This is a genomic window from Streptosporangium sp. NPDC050284, assembly GCF_044459525.1.
GTDB lineage: Bacteria > Actinomycetota > Actinomycetes > Streptosporangiales > Streptosporangiaceae > Streptosporangium.
This window is the reverse complement of record NZ_JBITIZ010000022.1, coordinates 1-21,052: the sequence shown is the minus strand read 5'-3', so window position 1 is coordinate 21,052 and position 21,052 is coordinate 1. Positions and strand designations below refer to the sequence as shown.

Below are 21,052 nucleotides of genomic sequence, written 5' to 3'. Positions count from 1 at the left end.
TCGAATCGGCCGTACCGGGATTGATCAATCCGGATCGGCGTACGTCAGTGGTGATCAGGCAGGATCACGGCGAAAAACTGTTAGCCGTGGAACACGCGATAAAAGGCAGTATTTAAGTCCGAATTTCGTCATATCAATAGTTGTAAAGCCTGAGAAATGCGTACGTACAGCGCACTAGCTTCCCGGAACAGCGACAGGCCCTCGGGAGGTACATATGCGGCGCACGGCACGATTCGTCCCTATTCTCACCGCCATCGCGGGAAGCACACTGCTCTCCGCGACGGTCGCGCACGGCGCCACCGTGGATGCCACGGTGGATGCCAGGCTGGACACCCCGGCGGGTGCCACAGCGGGCGCGGCGGGCAGGAGCGGGGGCGGCGTCACCCCGGCGCGGGCCGTTCCCCAGCCGGTCGAGGAGGAGGCGGCCGACACCAGGAAGGAGCAGCAGACCGTCCAGCGCTACTGGACCGAGGCGAAGATGGAGGCGGCCAAGCCGCTCGCCGCCCTCGTCCCCGAGAAGGACGGCGCCCGGCTCACCGCGGGGGCGATCGCGGCCCAGACCGCGGCCGACCCCGTCTCCGTCCCCGCGACCGAGCCCGACGGCGACGCCGTCACGGTCACCAAGGGCTCGGCGGCGGCCCGCCCCTCCACCGGCGCGGCGTGGACCCGTCGCGGGGCGATCGCCAAGACCGCGGGCCGGGTGTTCTTCACCTACCAGGGCCGCAACGCCTCATGCTCGGCGAGCGCGGTGACCAGCGAGAACAAGAGCACCGTGATCACAGCGGGGCACTGCGTGAGGATGGGCGGCGCCTTCCACGGCAACTGGGTCTTCGTGCCCGGCTACCAGAACGGCGACCGGCCCCACGGCACGTGGGTGGCGACCACCCTCTACACCACCCCGCAGTGGAACAACAGCGAGGACATCAACTACGACGTGGCCTCGGCCGTGGTGGCCCCGCTGAACGGCAAATCGCTGACCGACGTGGTCGGCGGCCAGGGCGTCTCCTTCAACCAGGCGCGACGCCGGCAGATGCACTCCTTCGGCTACCCGGCCGCCGCCCCGTACGACGGTTCCAAGCTGGTCTACTGCGCCGGGCGTGCGTTCGACGACTTCCTGATGTCCCGCGACATCGGGCTGAACTGCGACATGACCGGCGGGTCGAGCGGCGGGCCCTGGTTCCTCGACTTCAACGAGAGCACCGGCCTCGGCACCCTGAACTCGGTGAACAGCTTCAAGTACGGCTTCGCCGAGGGCTGGATGTTCGGCCCCTACTTCGGAGCCGAGGCGCGGGCCGTCTACGAGGCGGCCCAGACCACCGGCACCCCCTGATATTGACCAAAAGTAATCACAGGAACACCACACGTAGTGCAAACTCGGGTTTCATGACCTCAAGCCTCCCCCTGCTTGCGGCCGCCTCGCTCCTCGCCGGGTCGCTGAGCGCCCCGGCGGCCGGCGCGACGGCCACCTGGCAGGCGGTCACCGAGTTCGGGAAACGGTCCGCGAAGTCCCCCGCCCACCCCTCCGTGAAGACGACGGGGGAAGCCGGGACGACGGAGACGGCGGGAAAACCCACGACGGTCGCGACGTCCGGCATGACGGACGTCGCCGAGCACGCGCCCGCTCCCACCGCGTCGGAGCGGGAGCGTCTGCTCGGCTACTGGACCCCTCGCCGGATGGCCTCCGCGACCCCCTTCGACCGGCTCGACAAGGTCACCGGAACGCTCGGGCGGCTCTCTGCCGCCGGCCGAGGGGTCGCCTCCCGCCAGAGTTCGCACGGCGCCGTGTCCCGCACCGCGGGCGCCCGGTGGACCTCCGGCGGGGCGGTGGCACGCACCACGGGGCGAGTCTTTCTCACCATCAAGGGCAGCGACTTCGTGTGCTCGGCGAGCTCGGTCAGGAGCGCCAACAAGGATCTGGTGGTGACCGCCGGCCACTGCGTCAAGGACGGCACCGGCGCCTGGGCCGACAACTGGACCTTCGTCCCCGGCTACAGCCAGGGCCGCCGCCCGTACGGGCAGTACACCGCACGCCGCATGTTCGTCGCGGGCCCCTGGTCGCGTGAGGGCGACGACAGCCACGACATCGGCATGGTGGCGGTCGCCACCAGCGGCGGCAGGCACCTCGGCGACGTCGTCGGCGGCCAGGACATCGCCTTCGGCGTTCCCAGGGGGCGCCTCGCGAGCGGTTTCGGCTTTCCCGCCGACGCACCCTACGACGGCGAGCACCTGGTCTACTGCGCGGGCCCGCTCCGCGACGACCCGAACGGGCAGACCCGAGACCAGGGCATGCGCTGCGACATGACCGCCGGATCCAGCGGAGGGCCCTGGATGAGCGGCTTCGACGCCTCCACCGGCCGGGGCACGATCGTCTCGGTCAGCAGTTTCAAGTACAGCGACGACCGCCGCACCATGTACGGCCCCTACTTCGGTGACTCGGCCAAGGCCCTCTACGCCACGGCCTCCGCGTCGTGACCTCGACGCGGAGGCCGCGCCGAGAGCGCCGCAAGGTCGGTTCGACGGCGCCGAGAGCCGGGCCCCGGCCCGTCAGAGGGTGAGACCGGTGAGGACCATCACCTTCTCGTAGGTGAAGTCCGCGATCGCCGAGCGAAGTCCCTCGCGGCCGACCCCCGAGTCCTTGACCCCTCCGTAGGGCATCTGGTCGGCGCGGTACGACGGCACGTCACCGATGATCACACCGCCGACCTCCAGCTCCCGGTTGGCGCGGAAGGCGTGGTCGAGGTTGCGGGTGAACACCCCTGCCTGCAGGCCGTACCTGGAGTCGTTGACCGCGGCGAACGCCTCGTCCACACCGGACACCTTCTGGACGACCATCACCGGGCCGAAGACCTCCTCGCGGGAGACCTTGGCGTCGGCCGGCACGTCGGCGAGCACGGTCGGCGCGAACGTGGCGCCGTCGCGGGTGCCGCCGGTCAGCAGGCGGGCGCCCGCGGAGACGGCCTCGCCGACCCACTGCTCCACGCGCTCGGCGGCCTCGGCCGACACGAGGGGGCCGACCTGCGTCTTCTCGTCGGCGGGGTCACCGGTGACCAGGGCCTCGACGGCCGGGACGAGCCGGGCCACGAAGTCGTCGTGGACCGACGCCTCGACGATCACCCGCTGTACGGCGATGCAGCTCTGACCGGCCTGGTAGTTGGAGAACAGCGCGATCCGCGAGGCGGCCCAGTCGAGGTCGGCGTCGGCGAGCACGACCGCGGCGGCGTTGCCGCCGAGTTCCAGGGTCACGTGCTTGCGCGGGACCCGGTCGATGATCGCGTACCCCACGGGGGCCGAGCCCGTGAAGGAGACGACCGGCAGGCGTGGGTCCTCGACCAGTGCGCCGGCGCGGTCGTTGGGCACGGGGAGCACGGAGAACATGCCCTCCGGCAGGTCGGTCTCGGCCAGGATCTCGCCCAGGACCAGCGAGGAGACCGGCGTCGCCGGTGCGGGTTTGAGGACGATCGGGGCACCGACGGCGATGGCCGGGGCCACCTTGTGCGCGACCAGGTTGAGCGGGAAGTTGAACGGGCTGATGCCCAGGATCGGGCCGTGCGGGACCCGGGAGACGTAGGCGAGGCGGCCCGCGGAGGCGGCCTCGGTGTCCAGGCGCACGGTCTCGCCGCCGAGGCGGCGGGCCTCCTCGGCCGCGAACCTGAAGGTGGAGATCGCCCGGCCGACCTCGCCGCGGGCCCAGAAGATCGGTTTGCCGTTCTCGGCGGTGATCAGGGCGGCGATCTCGCCGGCGCGCTCGGCGAGGCGACGCGAGACGTGCGCGAGGGCCTCGGCCCGTACGTGGATCGGGAGCGCGGCGGCCTGTTTCCGCACGGCCGCCGCGGCGGCCACGGCCTCCTCGACCTGGCCGTCGGTCGGCACGGAGCAGACGGCGACGACGCGGCCGTCGTGCGGGTTGGTCACGGTGAGCTCGGTTTCGCCCTTGGCGGAGCGTCCGGCGAGCCAGAAGGGGCGCACGTCCATACCCAGACGCTATGTCACCGGCGTGGGAGCGGCCTTACTCCACTCCGCACAACAGCCTCACGACGGCACGCCGTTCCGCATAAACCCGCCCGCCCGTTCCCTGTAACGAAAACAGGGGTAATCGGGGATATTCCTTACAAGGCACCGGTTTGAATGATCTTCACCGTGGCTAAGTCACCGGATGACGATGAGAGCGGAAGGGCGTGGGCGCATGACCTCCTCGGCGCCGCGCGGCCTTCAGGGCGCCTACCTTGTCGGTGAGCGGGCATCTCAGGACGAGCTTCGTGCCAGGTTGCTCGACGTCGCCAGCCAGTTGCTGGTCACCATCGGGCCGGAGAGCCTCTCGATGCGCCGCATCGCCACCGAGGCGGGATGCTCGACGACCGTCATCTACACCATGTTCGGCAGCAAGGAGGGCCTCGCCGAGGCGCTGTACCTGGAAGGCTTCGAGCGCTTCCGGCGCCGTCTGGAGGCCGTGCCCTCGCGCAAGGACGCCCTGGAGCACCTCATCGCGCTGGGTCCCGTCTACCGGGAGGCCGCACTGGACGAGTCCGGTTACTACGCCCTGATGTTCGAGCGCGCGATCCCCGGCTTCGTGCCGAGCGAGCGGGCCAGGACCCTCGCCCGCGCGGCGCTGAACATCGTCGATCGGGTGATCGCGGACTGCATCTCGGCGGGATACATCGTCCCCACCCAGCCCAGGAAGATCGCCGACGCCGTGTGGGCCGCGGCCCAGGGCGCGATCGGCTTGGAACGTGCCGGGCACCTGCGCGACAGCGCCACCTACGAGACGGTCACCTACGCCGTCATCTCCCGCTATCTGGTCGTCGACCGCGACTGACCCCGACGGCGTCCCCCGATCTGGGCCCCCGCCCTCACCTGGCGACGGCGAGGGCGACCCAGAGTTCGGCGCGGACGGCGGGATCCTCAAGGTCGCGGCCGACCAGCTCCGCCACCCGGCGCATGCGGTAGCGCAGAGTGTGGCGGTGCACCCCGAGCCGCTGCGCCGCCGCGTCCCAGTGGCCGTTGCAGTCCAGGTAGACGCGGAGGGACCCGAGCAGATCCGCACGTGAGCCGTACTCCCTGAGCGGGGCGAGCAGCGCGGAGGAGAACGCCTCCGCCACGCCCGGGTCGAGCAGGGAGAGCAGCCCCTGACCCGCCAGGTCGGCGAAGCGCGCCACCGGCGCGGTGCCGCGCCCGGCCGCGGCGAGCGCCCGGTCGGCCTGCTCCAGTCCCGCGCGCAGGTCGTCGAGACCCACCGGTTCACCGACCCCGACGGGGCCGTACTCGCCGAGCGTCGCGGCCACGGCGTCGGCCCGCGCGGGCGGGACCAGCAGGACCACCCTGTCGCCGTCGGCCGCCGCGAACTCGGCCCCCGCGGCCTCGAGCACCGCCTCCGGCTCCCCGGCGCAGGCGATCGCCACCAGCGGCTCGTCGGCGAACCGCTCCCCGAGCCGCTCCAACGTCTCGCACCCGGCCTCCAGCTGCCCGGCCAGCAGCAGCCGCAGCACCGCGGAGCGGACCCGGCGTTCGGCGGCCAGGTGCTCCACGCCGTGCTCGACGGTGAGCGTGAGCAGGGACGCGGCGGCGTTGACCACGGTGTGCGCGACCGGGGTGAAGGACCGGCCGATGCCGACGGCGAGGAATCCCCTCACCCGACGGGCTCCCAGTGGCCGCACGATGACGTGTTCCTCGGGCGAGGAGAGGGCCACACTCGCGGGAGCGCCCTGGCTCGTGATCCTTCTCAGCCGTTCCAGCTCGGGGCCGAGGTCTCCGGCCGCCGCCGCGGCACCTCTGCCCGCCAGATGTCGTACGGCCCCCGCCTCGTCGAGCAGGATCGCCCAGCCGCCCAGCTCGCGGGCAAGGCGGTCGATCACCGCGCGAGGGCCCTCCGGGCGCAGCGCGGCGCGGGTGAGACGTCCCTGGGCGGCGAAGGCGCTGCTGAGCTCGTCGTACTGCTCGGCGGCGATCAGCTCGCTCACCGCCTTGCCGATGGCGACGAACGGGGTGTCGCGCGGCACCTCGACGAGCGGCAGCCCGGCCCGCGTGGCGGCCTCGACCAGCGCCTCGGGGATCGTCTCGTGCCCGAGTCCGACGCCGAATCCCAGTCCGGCGACGCCTCTGGCGACCAGGCGCTCGACGTAGGGGCCGGCGTTACGGGCGTCCAGGCGCATGCCCGTGGTCAGGACCAGTTCACCACCCTCAAGAAACGGGGTGGGATCTTCCAGCTCGCTGACCGCCACCCAGCGCACCGGCCGGTCGAGCGCCTCCCGCCCGGTGAGGACGACGAGCCCGAGAGCGAGCCGCCGTACGACGGTGTTCAGCGTCGGCGCCATCCCCACCCCCTTTTTTGTACGTTATGTCTATTCCGCTCTTCGCAATTTTGCCATAGCGCATCATCGGCACACCGGCATTGGCGACATAGCTTCACATCATGAGCACCGTCACCGAGGGCGGCCCCTCGCTTCCGCAGGAGCGCCGCCTCGTCACCGAGATTCCCGGCCCGAGGTCCCGCGAACTGCTCGCGCGCAAGCAGGCCGCCGTACCGCCGGGCATCGGCACCACGCTGCCCGTCTTCGTGACGCACGCCGGGGGCGGTGTCGTGGTCGACGCCGACGGCAACTCCCTGATCGACTTCGGGTCCGGCATCGCGGTGACCGGTGTCGGCAACTCCGCCCCGCGCGTCGTCGAGCGGGTGAGCAGGCAGGTGGCGGACTTCACCCACACCTGCTTCATGATCACGCCGTACGAGTCGTACGTGCGGGTCGCCGAGAAACTCAACGAGATCACCCCCGGTGACCACGAGAAGCGCACCTTCCTGCTCAACAGCGGCGCCGAGGCGGTGGAGAACGCGGTCAAGGTCGCCCGCCACGCCACCGGCCGCCAGGCGGTCGTCGTCTTCGAGCACGGCTACCACGGCCGGACCCTGCTGACGATGACGCTGACGGCCAAGAACATGCCCTACAAGCACCGCTTCGGCCCGTTCGCACCCGAGGTCTACCGGGTGCCGCTCGCCTATCCGTTCCGCTGGCCCACCGGCCCGGAGAACTGCGCGGAGGAGGCCGCGGCCCAGGCGATCGACCAGATCACCAAGGAGATCGGCGCCGAGAACGTCGCCGCCGTGGTGATCGAGCCGATCGCGGGCGAGGGCGGCTTCATCGAGCCCGCCAAGGGCTTCATGCCGAGGATCCTGGAGTTCTGCCGCGAGAACGGCATCGTCTTCGTCGCCGACGAGGTGCAGACCGGCTTCTGCCGTACCGGCCACCTGTTCGCCTGCGAGGACGAGGGCATCGTGCCCGACATCATCGTCACCGCGAAGGGCATCGCGGGCGGCCTGCCGCTCGCCGCCGTCACCGGCCGCGCCGAGATCCTCGACAAGGTCCACGTCGGCGGGCTGGGCGGCACCTACGGCGGCAACCCGCTCGCCTGCGAGGCCGCGCTGGGCGTGATGGAGACCATCGAGGCCGACGACCTGATCGGGAAGGCCCGCCGCATCGGCGAGACCATGCTTCCGCGGCTGCGCGCCATGGCGAAGAGAAACCCGATCATCGGCGACGTACGTGGCCGGGGCGCCATGATCGCTATCGAGCTGGTCGTCCCCGGCACCGGGGAGCCCCACCCCACGGCGGCGGGCGAGATCGCGAAAAGGTGCCATGCCGAGGGTCTGCTCGTGCTGACCGCGGGCACCTACGGCAATGTGCTGCGTTTCCTGCCGCCACTGGTCATCCCCGATCACCTTCTGGAGGAGGGTCTCGCGATCCTGGAGAAGGCCGTGAACGAGGCCTGACTGTTTAGAACGCACCAAAAGGGGCACCCGGCTTGATGCCGAGTGTCCCTTTTGCCGTTATACGGCCCGCATGTAGGCCGTGATTTAACCACCGCTTGACATCCGCCACAGCGATCACGGGTCGTGACCGCGTTATAACGGTTCCGATATGAAAGTACGCGATCAAGACAGGAAACGTGTCGACGTCCTCCTCGCGGCCGAGCCACGGGAGAGAACAAGGAGTCACCACGCTGGAGGAATGTAATCGGCTTCCTCCCCACGACCGAAGCCAGGGGATTCCTGCCCTCACGGGTTAGGGCTCCTGCTTCACCGCCAGTTGCCCGCCAGGAGAAAAACTCTCCCTTTGAGGTCTTACCCCAACTCCACAGGCGTTTTCCCTCTCCGCCGGTCCGGCGGCGAGGGTGGTGCGGGTCATGCGTACGGCGGCTTGGTTGTCACCACCGCGCGCGCATGCCACCAACCCGTGCGGCGCCTTGCCGCGTTTCCTTCCCACGCCTCAAGGCGGGGTCTCCGCGCTGAAAGGAACACGATGAACTGGAGGCCGCCCAGAACGGCACACGCCACGATGACCTTCGATCCCGACGGACTGACCCGCACCCAACGTGAGGGCGAAGCCTGCGTGGCCTGCCACAAGAAGTGGCCCCGCCCGCGGACCAGGATCGGCCGCCTCCCCGACGGCACGGCCCTCTTCGCCTGCCCGGAGTGCGCCGACGCGCTGCTACCGCAGCAGGACGACGCCCGCTCCCGACCCCGGCGCGTGGCCTTCTTCTGAGCTCTTCCCGACAACCGGTGCGAGTCCGCGGCCCCGCACCGGTTGATCACCGGTACGGCCGCGATCTCCGTCGGCGCCCCGATCACCCTCGCGAAGCCGGTGCGGCCGGAATCCCCGGAACGCCTTTACGAAGTAAGCCGAGGAGGCGGCGGGGAGGGGCGTCAGGCGGACAGGAGCGTCTCGACGGTCTCGTCGCGTATGCCCCACGGTGAGCCGTAGGCGTTGAGCAACTCCAGGAAGGGCACCGCGTCGAACGCCTCGGGGCCGAGCACGCCGCTGCCCGACCAGGCGCCGGTGGCCAGCAACTCCAGGGCGACCACCGGGTGCACGGCCGTCTGCCAGACCACGGCCTGGCAGCCGTACTCCCGCATCGACCACTCGTTGTCGACCACGTGGTAGAGATAGACCTCGCGCGGCCGGCCGTCCTTGCCCACGCCCTTCACCCAGGTCCCGGCGCAGGTCTTGCCTCGCATCCGGTCGCCGAGTGTGGCCGGGTCGGGCAGGCTGGCCGCGACCACGTCGCGCGGTGAGGCCTCGACTCCCCCCACCTTGATCTTGTCCGCGTTGTCCAGGCCGAGCTTGTGCAGGGTCTTCAGGACCCCGATGAACTCCTCACCCAGGCCGTACTTGAACGTCACCCGCTTGGCGTCGATGTAGCGGGGCACGAGGAGCACCTCCTCGTGCTCGACGTTGACGCACTCCACCGGCCCGATCCCCTCGGGGAAGTCGAACACCTCGGGCTCGCTGAACGGCTCGGTGGTGTGCCAGCCGCCGTTCTCCCAGATCACCGGCGGGTTGAGGCACTCCTCGATCGTCGTCCAGATGGAGAACGTCGGCGCGAAGTCGTAGCCGTCGACCACCAGGTTGGAGCCGTCGCGGATGCCGATCTCCTCGATGCTCCGGAACAGGTGCTCGGCGGCGTAGCGCGCGAACACGTCGGCGAGCCCCGGCTCCACCCCCATCCCCACCAGCGCCAGGCCGCCCTTCTGCCGCCAGGCCTCGGCGAGGGCGAACTGCTCGTCGCCGAGTTTCACCCCGGTCAGCTCGTACGGCCTGCGCGGATGCGGTCGCGACAGCGACATCGCCATGTCGAGGTAGTGGGCCCCGGCGTTGAGCGCCGCCTCGAACAGGGACATGGTGAAGCGGGGGTCCACGGCATTGAAGAGCACGTCGCAGCGATGCTCGGCGAGGGCGGCCTCGACCGCCACCCGGTCGGAGGCGTCCAGCCCGATGGCACTGAAGCGCGGGTCCGCGATCCTGGCCACGACGGCGGCGGCCCGGTCCTGTTGGGAGTCGGCGACCACGATGTGTTCGAAGAAATCTCGGCGTGCGGCGATCGGCACGACGGCGGAACCGACGCCGCCCGCTCCAACAAGAAGGATTCTCATGGCGACCAGACTACCCACTGACTGGTCAACCAGTCGATATCGAGAGCATGATTTTCCCACCGAATCCATCGCCAAACACGATCAAGACAACGAAAAGCGCGGCCAAACACGAGATACACGGGCATGACTGGGGGCGAGTGTCGCGAGGAGGGAAGGACGGGCCCGCGGCCCTTCAGGCTCGGACCGGCGGGAAACCGGTCACTTCAGGAGCTGCTTCCAGCGCTCCGCCCACTCGGTGTAATCGGTGCATTCCCCACCACGGCCCCCGCAGTCGCGCGTCGGGCGGGCGGCGAAGACGACATCGCGCAGCCACCGGCTGTCTCGAACGTGGTAGATCTCGCACATCCGGCGGGCGTGACCACCACACGCCTCCGGATTGGCCGGGGCCAGCCCGGTCCAGGCCGCGGCGGGGCGCTGCGCCGACGCCGAACTCACCCAGTTCAGCCACCGGTAGCCGCAGTTGGGGCTGGCGGGCTTCGCCGCGAGCATCCACGAGTCGACCCACCCGGTCATCGGCACCCCCTCCAGCGCCTTCATCGGCCGGCCCGCGCGCCGGAAGAGGTCCAGGTGGTACGGGAGAGCCTGGGCGATCCGCACCGGTCCCGCCGACAGGGCCCTGACCAGGTCGAGCGAGCCGTCCCAGTAAACCCGGTCGGCGCCCTCGCCCTCGGCGAGGAGCCTCAGGGCGGCGTCGAGCTGTGCGGAAGTGAGCTGGAACGGATCCTCCCTCTTCGACTCGGGACGCCTCCCGCCGAGGGCGAGTGCGGCGTCGGCGATGCTCAGCGGGCTGTTCCTGATCGCCGCGGAGGACGTTTCGTAGAGCGCCGACGGCCTTTCGGGCCTGCCCTCCTCGTAGAGGACCCGGTTGACCCCCCACAGGTAGGGGATGCCGTAGACCTTGCCGTCCTCGCGCAGACCGGGCAGCTCGCGCAGGCGCCTGGGGATCCTCCGGTAGTCGTCGACCAACGCCGTCTCCAGCGGCGCCACCTTCCCCTGCGCCACCAGCAGCCCTGCCAGGTCGGGGGCGGGTGAGACGGCGTCGTAGGCGCCGGTGGCGAACCTGACGGCCATCTCCTCGCTCGTACGGACCCGGTCGAGCTTGACGACGCAGCCGCTCTCCCGCTCGAAGGGCGCGAGCCAGTTGACCTGCGAACTGGTCCCGCCGTATTCGACGTACCCCTGGAAGGTGAGCACCCGCAGCGTGCCCTCGCCCTCGCCGATGGACGGCGAAGGCGTCGGGCTCGAAGTGGCCTCACGGGTCACGGCGGTGGGCGTCGCGGAGGGGGTGACGGGTGTCGCGGAGGACGAGGGGCCGCGCATCGGCCTCGCCGTGGTCGTGGCTCCCGCCTGGGCACAGGCGGCGAGCGCCAGCACGCCCACTCCGAGCAGCGCTCCCAGACGCGCCGGGCGAAGCCTGTCCCTGCCTACGAGGCCCACGAGGTTTCCTCCCGACATCGCCACCGACCTGCCGGGAGCCTACCGGCCCGCGCCCGCCCCGGGCATCCGCATGTCACACCGGGAAAGGGGCGGGAAAAAGACGCGAGGCCCGCGCCCCGGCAGGAGGGGCGCGGGCCTCGCGGGTCGGAGGCTACCCGTTGGTCGGGAAGCCGAGGTTGACGCCACCGTGGCTCGGGTCGAGCCATCGGGAGGTGACGACCTTGCCCCGAGTGTAGAAGTGCACGCCCTCGGTCCCGTGGACGTGGGTGTCCCCGAAGAGCGAGGCCTTCCAGCCGCCGAAGCTGTAGAAGGCCATCGGCACCGGGATCGGCACATTGATGCCGATCATGCCGACCTCCACCTCGTTCTGGAAACGCCGGGCCGCGCCGCCGTCGTTGGTGAAGATCGCGGTGCCGTTGCCGAACTCGCCACCGTTGATCAGCTCCAGGCCCTCCTCGTACGAGGAGACGCGGACGATCGACAGGACCGGGCCGAAGATCTCCTCCCGGTGGACCCGGGAGCCGGCGGCCACGTGGTCGAGGACCGTGGGGCCGAGCCAGAATCCGGCGGTGTCCTGGGCGGCGCCACCCCCGCGGACGGGGGTCAGGCGGCCGTCCACGACGAGCTTCGCACCTTCGGAAACACCCAGGTCGAGGTAGGAGACGACCTTGTCGCGGTGGGCCCCGGTGACGAGGGGTCCCATCTGGGAGGACGGGTCGTCGCCGGGGCCGACGGTGAGCGCGGAGACCCGAGAGACGATCTTGTCGACCAGCTCGTCCCCGACCGGGTCCACGGCGAGCACGACGGAGATCGCCATGCAGCGCTCCCCCGCCGAGCCGAAACCGGCCGACACCGCCGCGTCGGCGACGAGGTCGAGGTCGGCGTCGGGCAGGACGAGCATGTGGTTCTTGGCGCCGCCGAGCGCCTGGACCCGCTTGCCGTGGGAGGTACCGGTCTCGTAGACGTACCTCGCGATGGGCGTGGATCCGACGAACGAGACCGCGCGCACGTCCGGGTGCTCCAGCAACCGGTCCACCGCCACCTTGTCGCCCTGGACGACGTTGAAGACGCCGTCGGGCAGCCCGGCCTCCTTCCACAGCGAGGCCATCAGCAGCGACGCCGAGGGGTCCTTCTCCGACGGCTTGAGGACGAAGGCGTTGCCCGCGGCGATCGCGATCGGGAACATCCACATCGGCACCATCGCCGGGAAGTTGAACGGGGTGATCCCGGCCACGACGCCCAGCGGCTGCCGGATCGAGTAGGAGTCGACCCGGGTGGAGACGCCCTCGGAGAAACCGCCCTTGAGCAGGTGCGGGATGCCGCAGGCGAACTCCACGACCTCCAGGCCCCTCGCGACCTCGCCCAGCGCGTCGGAGTGGACCTTGCCGTGCTCCTCGGAGATGAGACGGGCCAGCTCGTCGCGGTTGGCGTACATCAGCTCCCGGAAGCGGAACAGCACCTGCGAGCGCTTGACCAGCGAGGCGTCCCGCCACGCGGGCCAGGCCTCGACGGCGGCGGCCACGGCCTCGTCCACCTCGCCCACGGACGCGAGGTGGACGCGACCCGCGACCTCCCCGGTCGCGGGATCGAAGATCTCCGTGGTGCGGCCGGAGCCCTCGACGGAGCCTCCGCCGATCCAGTGGGTGACGTTCTTCACGAGACGACCTCGGCGTTGATGGTTTCGAGCGCGTTGACGATGATCCCGAGGCCGTCCGCGGCCTCGTCGAGGGAGAGGGTGAGCGGCGGGGCCATCCGGAGCACGTTGCCCTTGAGGCCGCCCTTGCCCGCGAGCAGGCCGGACTTCCTGGTCTCCTCCATGAACCGGGTGGCGAGGGCCGGCGAGGGTTCGCCGGTCGCCGGGTCGACCAGCTCGACGGCGAACATCAGGCCCTTGCCACGGACGTCGCCGACGATCGGCAGCCTCGGCGCCGCCTCACGGAGCCCGTCGATGATCAGGGCGCCGGTCCTCGCGGCGTTCGCCTGCAGGTCGTGGTCGAGGACGTAGTCCAGGGTGGCGTTGGCGGCGGCCATGGAGATCGGGTTGCCGCCGAAGGTGGCCAGGCCCACGGCGTGGAGGTTGTCCATCAGGTCACCGCGGGCGACGACGCCTCCGACCGCGAAGCCGTTGCCCAGCCCCTTGGCGAAGGTCATCATGTCGGGCGTGACGCCGTGGTTCTGGATGCCGAAGAAGGCCGAGCCGGTGCGCCCCCAGCCGGTCTGCACCTCGTCGGAGATGAACAGGATGCCCTCGGCGTCGAGGACCTCCTTGTAGGCGGCGAACAACCCGTCGGGAGGCATGGTGAAACCGCCCACCCCCTGGATCGGCTCGGCGATGAGCGCCGCCACGTCGCCGGCGACGACGGTGGACAGCACGTGGCGCAGGTCGTCGACGCACGCCGCGATGTAGTCGGCGTCGGACAGGCCGCGGAACCGGGTGAGATGCCGGTCGGCGCCGTGCAGGAAGTGCACGTTCAGCGGTGACAGCGAGTTGTTCTTCCACGCGCGGTTGCTCGTGACGCTGACCGCTCCGAAGGAGCGGCCGTGGTAGCTCTGCCGCATGGCGAGCACCTGGTCGGACTTACGCGCGTAGGTCGCCAGCAGCAGGGCGGTCTCGTTCGCCTCGGTGCCGGAGTTGGTGAAGAAGACCTTCGCGTCCGGGATGCCGGAGAGCCTCGCGATCTTCTCGGCCAGCTCCACCTGACCGCGCAGCAGGTAGACCGTGGAGGTGTGCACCACGCCGGTGGCGATCTGCCGCTCGACGGCCTCGCGCACCTCGGGCACGTCGTACCCGATCATGTTGGTCAGGATGCCCGCGAAGAAGTCGAGATAGCTCTTGCCCGACGCGTCGACGACGCGGTTTCCCTTGCCCGAGACGATCTCGATGGGCTCGTCGTAGTAAAGGGCCAGCCAGTTGGGCATTACCGCGCGATGGCGCGCAAGGAGGTCCGACATACATCGAGTATCGCCTCTCGGGGCCACCGCTCATACCTACAATATGTCGGCATATCCCCGCCAAACCCTGCACACTGTCAAGCTCCGCCCGTGAGGATCACCCTCCCCGGGGGCCGCGAGGCACTGGGGGGCACCGGGAGGCGGTCGTCCGCTCCGCCGGGAAAAGGTCCCTGACGCGGCCGCAGGGCACTGAGGGGTACCGGGCGGTCGTGCGGCTCGCATCCCACGGCGCCCTCGCATCCCGCAACGAAGCCGTGCGGCTCGCGCCGAAGCGCAGGCGACCTGAGCTCCGCCCCGGACCCCCGGCGACTCGCGCCATCCTTGGCGTGGCGCGAGCCGCACGGGGCCGACGACCTGGACGACCTCTCAGCTCCCCGCCTTCACCAGTCCCTCCTCCGTACCGGCTCCGGACACGGGCGCGGGGCGCAACACCAGGAACGCCAGCGTGGCGGCGGCGAGGGTGAAGCCGACCCCCACCCAGGAGCCGAACGACATGGCCGAGACGAACGCCTCGCGCGCGGTCTCGATCACCCCCCCGTCCCCCAGCCGCAGCGCCCCACCGATCGACTCGCGCGCGGCGGCCGGGGCGTCGTCGGGCATCGACGCGGTGTAGACCCCGGCCAGCACGCTGCCGAGCACGGCGACGCTCAGCGCCATGCCGACCTGTTGGACGGTGTCGTTGAGCGCCGACCCGACGCCGGCGTGCGCGGGCGGTACCGCCCCCATCAGCGTCGCGTAGGCCGCGGGCCCCGCGAGGCCCCCGCCGACCCCCATGAGCATGAGACCGGTGATCAGCAGGCCGTACCCGGTGTCGGCGGTCATGACGGCGAGCACCCCGAACCCACCGGCCATCACGGCGAGGCCGACGGCGACCAGCATCCGGTTGCTGACCTTCTGCCCCAGCGCGGCGCCGACCCCGTTGAACACCGCGGCGGCCACGGCGTACGGCAGCAGCGCGAGACCGGCGCGCATCGGACTGTAGCCCAGCACGAACTGCAGGTACTGGGTGAGCATCAGCAGCAGCGCTCCCGTGCCGAACGACATCAGCACGATCGAGAACGACGCCCCGCTGAAGTTCCGGTCGCGGAACAGCTCCAGCGGGAGCATCGGGTGCTCCGTCCTGAGCTCCCAGATCACGAACGCCCCCAGCGCCGACACCGCCAGCCCGGCGGCGACCAGCGACTCCGCCGAGGTCCAGCCCGCGGTCGGCGCGGAGATGACCACGTAGACGAGGGCGCTCATGCCGGTCGTGGACAGCACGACGCCGACCGGGTCGAGCCTTCTCGCCGGACCGCGCGACTCGGGCATCAGCAGCGCCGCGGCGATCACGGCGACGATCGCGACCGGCACGTTGAGCAGGAAGATCGATCCCCACCAGTAGTGTTCGAGCAGGAAGCCGCCCAGCGTAGGACCGGCGATCACGCCGACCATCGCCACCGCGCTCCACGCGGCGATCGCCTTGCGGCGCTCCTCCTCGTCGAAAACGGTGATCAGGATCGACAGGGTGCTCGGCATCAGGATGGAGCCACCGACGCCCATGAGCGCGCGGGCGCCGATCAGGTGCCAGGGCTCGGTGACCAGCACGGCGAGCAGCGAGGCACCGCCGAACAAAACCAGACCGATGATCAGGAAGCGCTTGCGACCGTAGCGGTCCGACAGGCTGCCAGAGGTGAGCAGTAGCCCGGCGAAGACCAGGACGTAGGCATCGATGATCCACTGGATGTCCGCCGGGCTCGCCCCCAGATCAACCATGAGGGCGGGGATCGCCAGATTCAGAACGGTGTTGTCCACCACGAGGACAAGCAGGCTCAGACAGAGCACTCCGAGGATCCACCAGCGCCTCGGATCACGTTCGACTCGTACAGTGTTCGATTCCACTCGCACACTGTACGATAAGCTCGAACAGCGTGCCACAAGATTTATGCTTGAGGAGTGGAACAGCAATTCAGCTCCGTCTGGACCCGCGAACAGCGCACCGCGAAGAGCCCCACCCTCAGCCGCGCGCAGATCGTTCGCACGGCGATGGAGCTGCTCGACGCCGAAGGGCTGGACGCGCTGAGCATGCGCCGCCTGGGCGCCAAACTCGGCTCGGGGACGACCAGCATCTACTGGCACGTGGCGAACAAGGACGAGTTGCTTGAGCTGGTCCTCGACGAGGTCTACGGCGAGTTCGACATCCCGGACGTCCGGGAGACCAGCTGGCGCAACGCCGCCTCCTCCTTCGCGTACTCCATCCGCCAGGCGCTGTTCGCGCACCCCTGGGTCATCGGCTACATCGGGATCACCCCCGCCATCGGCCCCAACGCGATGCGGATGATGAACCGGCTCGTCACCACCTTCGACCACGCCGGGTTCCGCGGCCTCGACCAGGACCACGCCGCCTCGACGCTCCTGGCGTACGTGCTCGGGGTCACCGCGCCCGAACTCTCCTGGCGGGCGATGACCGCCAAGGCGGGCCTCAACTCCAACGAACTGAACGAGGCCCTGCAGCCCGTGGTGGAGAAGGCGGCGGCCGACTACCCCGGACTGGCCGCCCGCTACGCCGAGTACCGGTGCATGGACGTCGACGCCGCCAGGGCGCTCAACTTCGAGTTCGGCCTGACCTGCTTCCTCGACGGACTGGAGGCCCGCCTGAAGCGCGCCGCCCCACCTCCGGCGCCGCGGGGCCGCTCGACGCCTGGTGCGGACTTCGAAGAAACCGGGGAGTTGCGCCGGTAGGCACGCAGGAGCGGGTGAGGGGCGGCGATGGAGCATGGGGTCGCCGTCGGATGGACCGTCGCGGCGCGGCTCTTCGATCCTTGGACCGCCCCCACAGGAGTCGAGCCGTGACCCCCTCGCGGGGAGAAAGCAGGTGGCGGGGAGGGTGGGGCAAACAGGCTGTAAAGCGTGACCCCCTCGCGCTTACATGCTGATCGGATATTCTCGACAGGTGCTCCCTACTGTCGCCGACGTCCTCGCCCTGGACACCGTCCGTCGGGGCAATCCACGGGTCGTGGCGGGGGCCGACCGGCTGGACAGCCGGGTGCGCTGGGTGCACGTGGGCGAGGTGACCGACATCGCCCACCTGCTGCGCGGAGGCGAGCTCGTGCTCACCACCGGCATCGCCCTACCCGACGATCCCCGCAAGCTCGCCGACTACATCGGCGAGCTCGTCGCCGTGGGCGCGTCGGGGCTGATCGTGGAACTGGGCCGCAAGTTCATCGGGGAGCTGCCCGGCGCCGTGGTCCGCGCCGCCGAGGCTCACGGCCTGCCTCTGGTCACCCTGGCCAGGGAGACACCGTTCGTGCAGATCACCGAGTCGGTGCACGCCCGGATCATCGACATCCAGCTGGAGGAGCTCCGCGCCTCCGAGCAGCTGCACGAGGTCTTCACCGAGTTGTCGGTCGAGGGCGCCTCTCCGGCGGATGTCCTGGGCCAGGTCGCGAGGCTGTCCGGGCGCCCCGCGTTGCTGGAGAACCTCGCCCACCAGGTGCTGGCCTGCGAGACCGCCGGCCGCGACACCGGCTCCCTGCTCGCGGGCTGGGAGACCCGCTCCCGCGCGGTCGCACCCGACCTGCGCACCGCCTACGACGCCGCCTCCGGCTGGCTGGTCACCATGGTCGGCGCACGCGGCCAGGACTGGGGCCGCCTGATCATCCTCTGCGACACGGAGCCAGGGCCGCGCGACATCGTGCTCGCCGAGCGCGCCGCGACCACCCTCGCCCTGGGCCGCCTGCTGGAGCGCCACCAGGAGTCACTGGAACGTCAGGCGCACGGCACGATCATCACCGGAATCCTCACCCACGCGTACGCCGACCCCGAGGAGGCCGCGGCACGCGCCCGCGCGGTCGGTGTGTCACTCACCGGCCGCAAACTCATCAGCGTGGTGCTCCGCCTGGCCGAGACCGCGGACAAGCCGCTCGAGGGCCAGGAGCAGCTCATCCAACTCGGCGAGCTGGCGGACGCGGCCGCCGCCGCCTGCCGCGAGGCCCGCCTTCCCGCCCTCGTCGGCGCCCTGGATCAGAACCGGGTCGGCGTCCTGCTCCCCCTTCCGCCGCGCGTCCTCCCCGAGGCCGCGCTGACCACGCTCGCCGATCACCTGCGTGCGGCCTTCACCGTCCCCTTCGTCCTCGCCGCCGGCTCCCTGGTCGAGTCGATCCGCGACGTACGGAGAAGTTTCCTGGAGGCCGAGCAGGTCGCCGACGTGGCCGTCAGGCACCCCGACGGCCGCGCCTTCTACCGGCTGCCCGACCTTCGCCTGAGAGGCCTGCTCCATCTTCTGCGCGACGACGCCCGGCTGCAGACCTTCGCGGAGCGCGAACTCGGGCCGCTACTCGCCCACGACGCCCAGCGCGGCGGCGATCTCACCGGGATCCTGCGGGTCTATCTCGACTCGGGCCGCAACAAGGCCGTCGCCGCCCAGAGAGCCCATCTGTCCAGACCCGCCTTCTACGACCGTCTCCGCAGGTTGGAGCGCGTCCTCGACACCGATCTGGACGATGTCGAATCCTGTCTCTCCCTCCACGTCGCCCTCCTGGCTCTGGAGTCCTTCCGGAGAGACAGTCCCCGTTCCTGAAAGGTCCCCATGCCCGAGATCTTCGTTCCCGAGGCCGCCGATCTGACCCGGATGGTCGCCGCCGCCGGGGCGTTCTCCGTCCCCACCGACGACGTACGGCTGTCACCGGAGGAGCTGGAGCCCCACCAGATCCTGGCGGGTTCTCCGCGCGTCTCGTCGATCGAGCTGTGGTCCTCACCGGACGGCAGGCAGAGCCGGGGCATCTGGGAGATCACGCCAGGCACGGTCGTCGATGTGGAACGTGACGAGATGTTCGTGGTCCTGTCCGGCCGTGCCACGCTGGAAATCGACGGCGGCGCCACCCTGGAGCTCGTGCCCGGATCGGTCTGCCTGCTCGCCGAGGGCGCCAAGACCGTCTGGATCGTCCACGAGACGCTGCGCAAGGTGTATCACTGCGTGGGCTGACGGAATCAGGTACGCGGGACCTTCAGCGTGAGCAACAACACTTTCTTGGGATGTTTCACCTGTTTCACTCCCCTTGACCCGTAGATCTCGGCACGATGGTTCACGAAATCGGAGACCAACGGGGAGAGATGCACATGTCGCGACACCTTGTCGCTGGATTGATGACTCTGACACTCACCGCTGTGGCGGTTCCCGCCGAGGCGAAACAGGCGAGTGTCGGGTTTCCCTCCTCCGCGTTCCCGCTGGGTGTGAGTATGGCGCCGGTTAAGAAGCAGCAGAGCGTGGCACCGGGAATTACCCTTTTTAGTGTGAAACACGGCAAATCCACCCAAGGGTGGACAGTTTCCGCTCTTATGCCCAACGGGCATGACTCCGGTTCCCTGGTCACGGCACAGACGGTGGCTCAGGCGATGGAGGACGCCGGATTCGCCCCTGAGATCCTGAGAATCGTGCAGCCCGCAGCCTCGGACGCTCCGGCCGTGGAGCGTTACATGGTGAGGACCGGCCTGTGGTCGTTCGGCCAGCGGGCCAAGGCCGACAAGGTCGTGAAGGAGCTCAAGGCGGCCGGCGTCCGGGCCAAGACCGACTATCTCGGCGACGACGGCACAGACACCACCGGCCCCTGGGACATGCGCGTGCTGATGGTCAACCCGAAGCTGTTCAAGGGCTCCTTCAAGACGAGCGTCGGCAAGAGCGTGGCCAAGCGTGAGAGCACCAGCTCGATGTCGAAGCTGGCCGGCGCCATCGCCGGGGTCAACGGCGGGTTCTTCAACATCCACACGGCCAAGGCGCTCCAGGGCGACCCGGTCGGTGTGTCCGTCGTGGGCGGCAGGCTCCTCAGCGAGGCCGTGCCGGGGCGCAGTGGTCTCGTCATCACCCAGGGCCGCAAGGCGCGGATCACCGAGCTGAAGACCACGGTCACCGCGATCTCCTCCGACGGGACGAAGGCCGAGATCAACGGCATCAACCGGGCCGCCGGGGCCGAGGAGCTCGTCCTCTACACCGAGGAGTTCGGCGGCAAGACAGCAACCGACGGCGGCATCGAGGTCGTCGTCAACGCCGCCGACGGCAGGGTCATCAAGGTCCGTCAGGCCGGCGGCATCGTCGCCCGGGGTACCTACCTGCTCCACGGCACCGGCCTGGCAGCCGTCTGGCTCCAGGAGCACGGGCAGGGAACCTGGATGAAGGTGGACGGGAAGGTGATCGACCTGCGCACACAGCGGGCCATACCGCTCACCCCGGAGACACACATCATGGGTGGCGGGGTCGGGCTGGTCAGGAACGGCCGGGTGCGCATCACTGCGGCGGCCGACGGACACGCCTCGATCAACATGATGCTCCGGCGTCACCCGCGCACGATGGTCGGCGTCGACAAGTCGGGCGGGCTCATCCTGGCCACGGTCGACGGACGCAACCCCGGCGTCAGCGTGGGCGCCTCGATGGTGGAGGCCGCCCAGCTGATGCGGTGGCTGGGAGCCAAGCAGGCCATCAACTTCGACGGCGGCGGCTCCAGTGTGATGGTCGTCAACCACAAGGCCGTGAACCGGCCTTCGGACGGCGCGGAGCGAACCGTGGGTGACGGTCTCTTCATCACCCCCTGACGGGAAGCAGCGGTGTAACGGAGAAGCCCCGGTCCTGAAGGACCGGGGCTTCTCCGTTGCCCGGATCTATTGAAAGGAAAAGACCCTGGAAAGCACGAAAGGGCCCCCACCAAACAGTGGGAGCCCTTTTCGTAAAAGATTGTCCGGCGGTGACCTACTCTCCCACACCGTCCCCGGTGCAGT

General features: G+C 69.9%; 16 protein-coding genes. 9 read left to right on the top strand and 7 right to left on the bottom strand.

What is annotated here, in order from left to right; genetic code table 11:
* Positions 1 to 214 precede the first annotated feature (214 nt).
* Together ACIBH4_RS34920 and ACIBH4_RS34915 are read left to right on the top strand one after the other, a co-directional pair.
* Positions 215 to 1,330, top strand: coding sequence for a peptidase (locus ACIBH4_RS34920; RefSeq protein WP_362501020.1), 1,116 nt, complete (start codon positions 215 to 217; stop codon positions 1,328 to 1,330).
* Between the two features lie 53 nt (positions 1,331 to 1,383).
* Positions 1,384 to 2,472 carry a trypsin-like serine protease gene (locus ACIBH4_RS34915; protein ID WP_362763861.1) on the top strand — a complete coding sequence of 363 codons (1,089 nt, stop codon included), beginning with the start codon at positions 1,384 to 1,386 and terminating at the stop codon, positions 2,470 to 2,472.
* 72 nt (positions 2,473 to 2,544) lie between these two features.
* On the opposite strand, the gene ACIBH4_RS34910 is transcribed toward ACIBH4_RS34915, so the two are convergent.
* Positions 2,545 to 3,972, bottom strand: coding sequence for an aldehyde dehydrogenase family protein (locus tag ACIBH4_RS34910; protein ID WP_362763858.1), 1,428 nt, complete (start codon positions 3,970 to 3,972; stop codon positions 2,545 to 2,547).
* A gap of 211 nt (positions 3,973 to 4,183) precedes the next feature.
* On the opposite strand from ACIBH4_RS34910, the gene ACIBH4_RS34905 reads away from it, so the two are divergent.
* On the top strand, positions 4,184 to 4,813 hold the full coding sequence (locus ACIBH4_RS34905; protein WP_362501014.1) for a TetR/AcrR family transcriptional regulator: 630 nt from the start codon (positions 4,184 to 4,186) through the stop codon (positions 4,811 to 4,813).
* A gap of 34 nt (positions 4,814 to 4,847) precedes the next feature.
* Here the strand turns inward: ACIBH4_RS34905 and ACIBH4_RS34900 are convergent, their stop codons facing one another.
* A complete protein-coding gene (locus ACIBH4_RS34900) occupies positions 4,848 to 6,308 on the bottom strand; it encodes a PucR family transcriptional regulator (protein WP_362501012.1) in 1,461 nt (486 codons plus the stop codon).
* A gap of 98 nt (positions 6,309 to 6,406) precedes the next feature.
* Between ACIBH4_RS34900 and gabT the strand changes: the two genes are divergently transcribed.
* Positions 6,407 to 7,759, top strand: coding sequence for a 4-aminobutyrate--2-oxoglutarate transaminase (gene gabT / locus ACIBH4_RS34895; RefSeq protein ID WP_362501010.1), 1,353 nt, complete (start codon positions 6,407 to 6,409; stop codon positions 7,757 to 7,759).
* Between the two features lie 529 nt (positions 7,760 to 8,288).
* Entirely contained in the window at positions 8,289 to 8,531 is a 243-nt protein-coding gene (locus ACIBH4_RS34890) for a hypothetical protein (protein ID WP_362501008.1), read from the top strand.
* Positions 8,532 to 8,692: 161 nt separating this feature from the next.
* Here ACIBH4_RS34890 and ACIBH4_RS34885 read toward each other — a convergent pair whose 3' ends face one another.
* From ACIBH4_RS34885 to ACIBH4_RS34865, 5 genes are all read right to left on the bottom strand, one after another.
* Positions 8,693 to 9,919, bottom strand: a complete 1,227-nt coding sequence (locus tag ACIBH4_RS34885) for a saccharopine dehydrogenase C-terminal domain-containing protein (protein ID WP_362501006.1) — start codon at positions 9,917 to 9,919, stop codon at positions 8,693 to 8,695.
* Positions 9,920 to 10,117: 198 nt separating this feature from the next.
* Positions 10,118 to 11,356, bottom strand: coding sequence for an extracellular solute-binding protein (locus ACIBH4_RS34880; protein ID WP_362763855.1), 1,239 nt, complete (start codon positions 11,354 to 11,356; stop codon positions 10,118 to 10,120).
* A 151-nt stretch (positions 11,357 to 11,507) separates the two neighbouring features.
* On the bottom strand, positions 11,508 to 13,013 hold the full coding sequence (locus ACIBH4_RS34875; protein ID WP_362763853.1) for a CoA-acylating methylmalonate-semialdehyde dehydrogenase: 1,506 nt from the start codon (positions 13,011 to 13,013) through the stop codon (positions 11,508 to 11,510).
* Entirely contained in the window at positions 13,010 to 14,308 is a 1,299-nt protein-coding gene (locus ACIBH4_RS34870; RefSeq protein ID WP_362500999.1) for an aspartate aminotransferase family protein, read from the bottom strand. Before ACIBH4_RS34870 ends, ACIBH4_RS34875 begins: the two co-directional genes overlap by 4 nt.
* 366 nt (positions 14,309 to 14,674) lie before the next feature.
* The gene (locus ACIBH4_RS34865; RefSeq protein ID WP_362500997.1) at positions 14,675 to 16,186 is read right to left on the bottom strand and encodes an MFS transporter; all 1,512 of its coding nucleotides are present in this window, start codon (positions 16,184 to 16,186) and stop codon (positions 14,675 to 14,677) included.
* Positions 16,187 to 16,240: 54 nt separating this feature from the next.
* Between ACIBH4_RS34865 and ACIBH4_RS34860 the strand changes: the two genes are divergently transcribed.
* The 4 genes from ACIBH4_RS34860 to ACIBH4_RS34845 all read left to right on the top strand — a co-directional run bounded on the left by ACIBH4_RS34860 (position 16,241) and on the right by ACIBH4_RS34845 (position 20,869).
* Positions 16,241 to 17,026: a TetR/AcrR family transcriptional regulator C-terminal domain-containing protein gene (locus ACIBH4_RS34860; protein WP_362763850.1), complete on the top strand. Its 786-nt coding sequence runs from the start codon at positions 16,241 to 16,243 to the stop codon at positions 17,024 to 17,026.
* Between the two features lie 211 nt (positions 17,027 to 17,237).
* Positions 17,238 to 18,863, top strand: coding sequence for a PucR family transcriptional regulator (locus ACIBH4_RS34855; protein ID WP_362500993.1), 1,626 nt, complete (start codon positions 17,238 to 17,240; stop codon positions 18,861 to 18,863).
* A gap of 9 nt (positions 18,864 to 18,872) precedes the next feature.
* Positions 18,873 to 19,268: a cupin domain-containing protein gene (locus ACIBH4_RS34850; protein ID WP_362500991.1), complete on the top strand. Its 396-nt coding sequence runs from the start codon at positions 18,873 to 18,875 to the stop codon at positions 19,266 to 19,268.
* A 353-nt stretch (positions 19,269 to 19,621) separates the two neighbouring features.
* Positions 19,622 to 20,869 carry a phosphodiester glycosidase family protein gene (locus ACIBH4_RS34845; RefSeq protein ID WP_362500989.1) on the top strand — a complete coding sequence of 416 codons (1,248 nt, stop codon included), beginning with the start codon at positions 19,622 to 19,624 and terminating at the stop codon, positions 20,867 to 20,869.
* The last annotated feature ends 183 nt before the right edge of the window (positions 20,870 to 21,052 follow it).

Excerpts from the sequence above, each read along its gene's own strand:
- ACIBH4_RS34915 (WP_362763861.1), top strand. The coding sequence starts at position 1,384 with ATGACCTCAAGCCTCCCCCTGCTTGCGGCCGCCTCGCTCCTCGCCGGG.
- ACIBH4_RS34920 (WP_362501020.1), top strand. The coding sequence starts at position 215 with ATGCGGCGCACGGCACGATTCGTCCCTATTCTCACCGCCATCGCGGGA.
- gabT (WP_362501010.1), top strand. The coding sequence starts at position 6,407 with ATGAGCACCGTCACCGAGGGCGGCCCCTCGCTTCCGCAGGAGCGCCGC.
- ACIBH4_RS34870 (WP_362500999.1), bottom strand. The coding sequence starts at position 14,308 with ATGTCGGACCTCCTTGCGCGCCATCGCGCGGTAATGCCCAACTGGCTG.
- ACIBH4_RS34905 (WP_362501014.1), top strand. The coding sequence starts at position 4,184 with ATGACCTCCTCGGCGCCGCGCGGCCTTCAGGGCGCCTACCTTGTCGGT.
- ACIBH4_RS34900 (WP_362501012.1), bottom strand. The coding sequence starts at position 6,308 with ATGGCGCCGACGCTGAACACCGTCGTACGGCGGCTCGCTCTCGGGCTC.
- ACIBH4_RS34850 (WP_362500991.1), top strand. The coding sequence starts at position 18,873 with ATGCCCGAGATCTTCGTTCCCGAGGCCGCCGATCTGACCCGGATGGTC.
- ACIBH4_RS34845 (WP_362500989.1), top strand. The coding sequence starts at position 19,622 with ATGCCCAACGGGCATGACTCCGGTTCCCTGGTCACGGCACAGACGGTG.
- ACIBH4_RS34885 (WP_362501006.1), bottom strand. The coding sequence starts at position 9,919 with ATGAGAATCCTTCTTGTTGGAGCGGGCGGCGTCGGTTCCGCCGTCGTG.
- ACIBH4_RS34890 (WP_362501008.1), top strand. The coding sequence starts at position 8,289 with ATGAACTGGAGGCCGCCCAGAACGGCACACGCCACGATGACCTTCGAT.
- ACIBH4_RS34910 (WP_362763858.1), bottom strand. The coding sequence starts at position 3,972 with ATGGACGTGCGCCCCTTCTGGCTCGCCGGACGCTCCGCCAAGGGCGAA.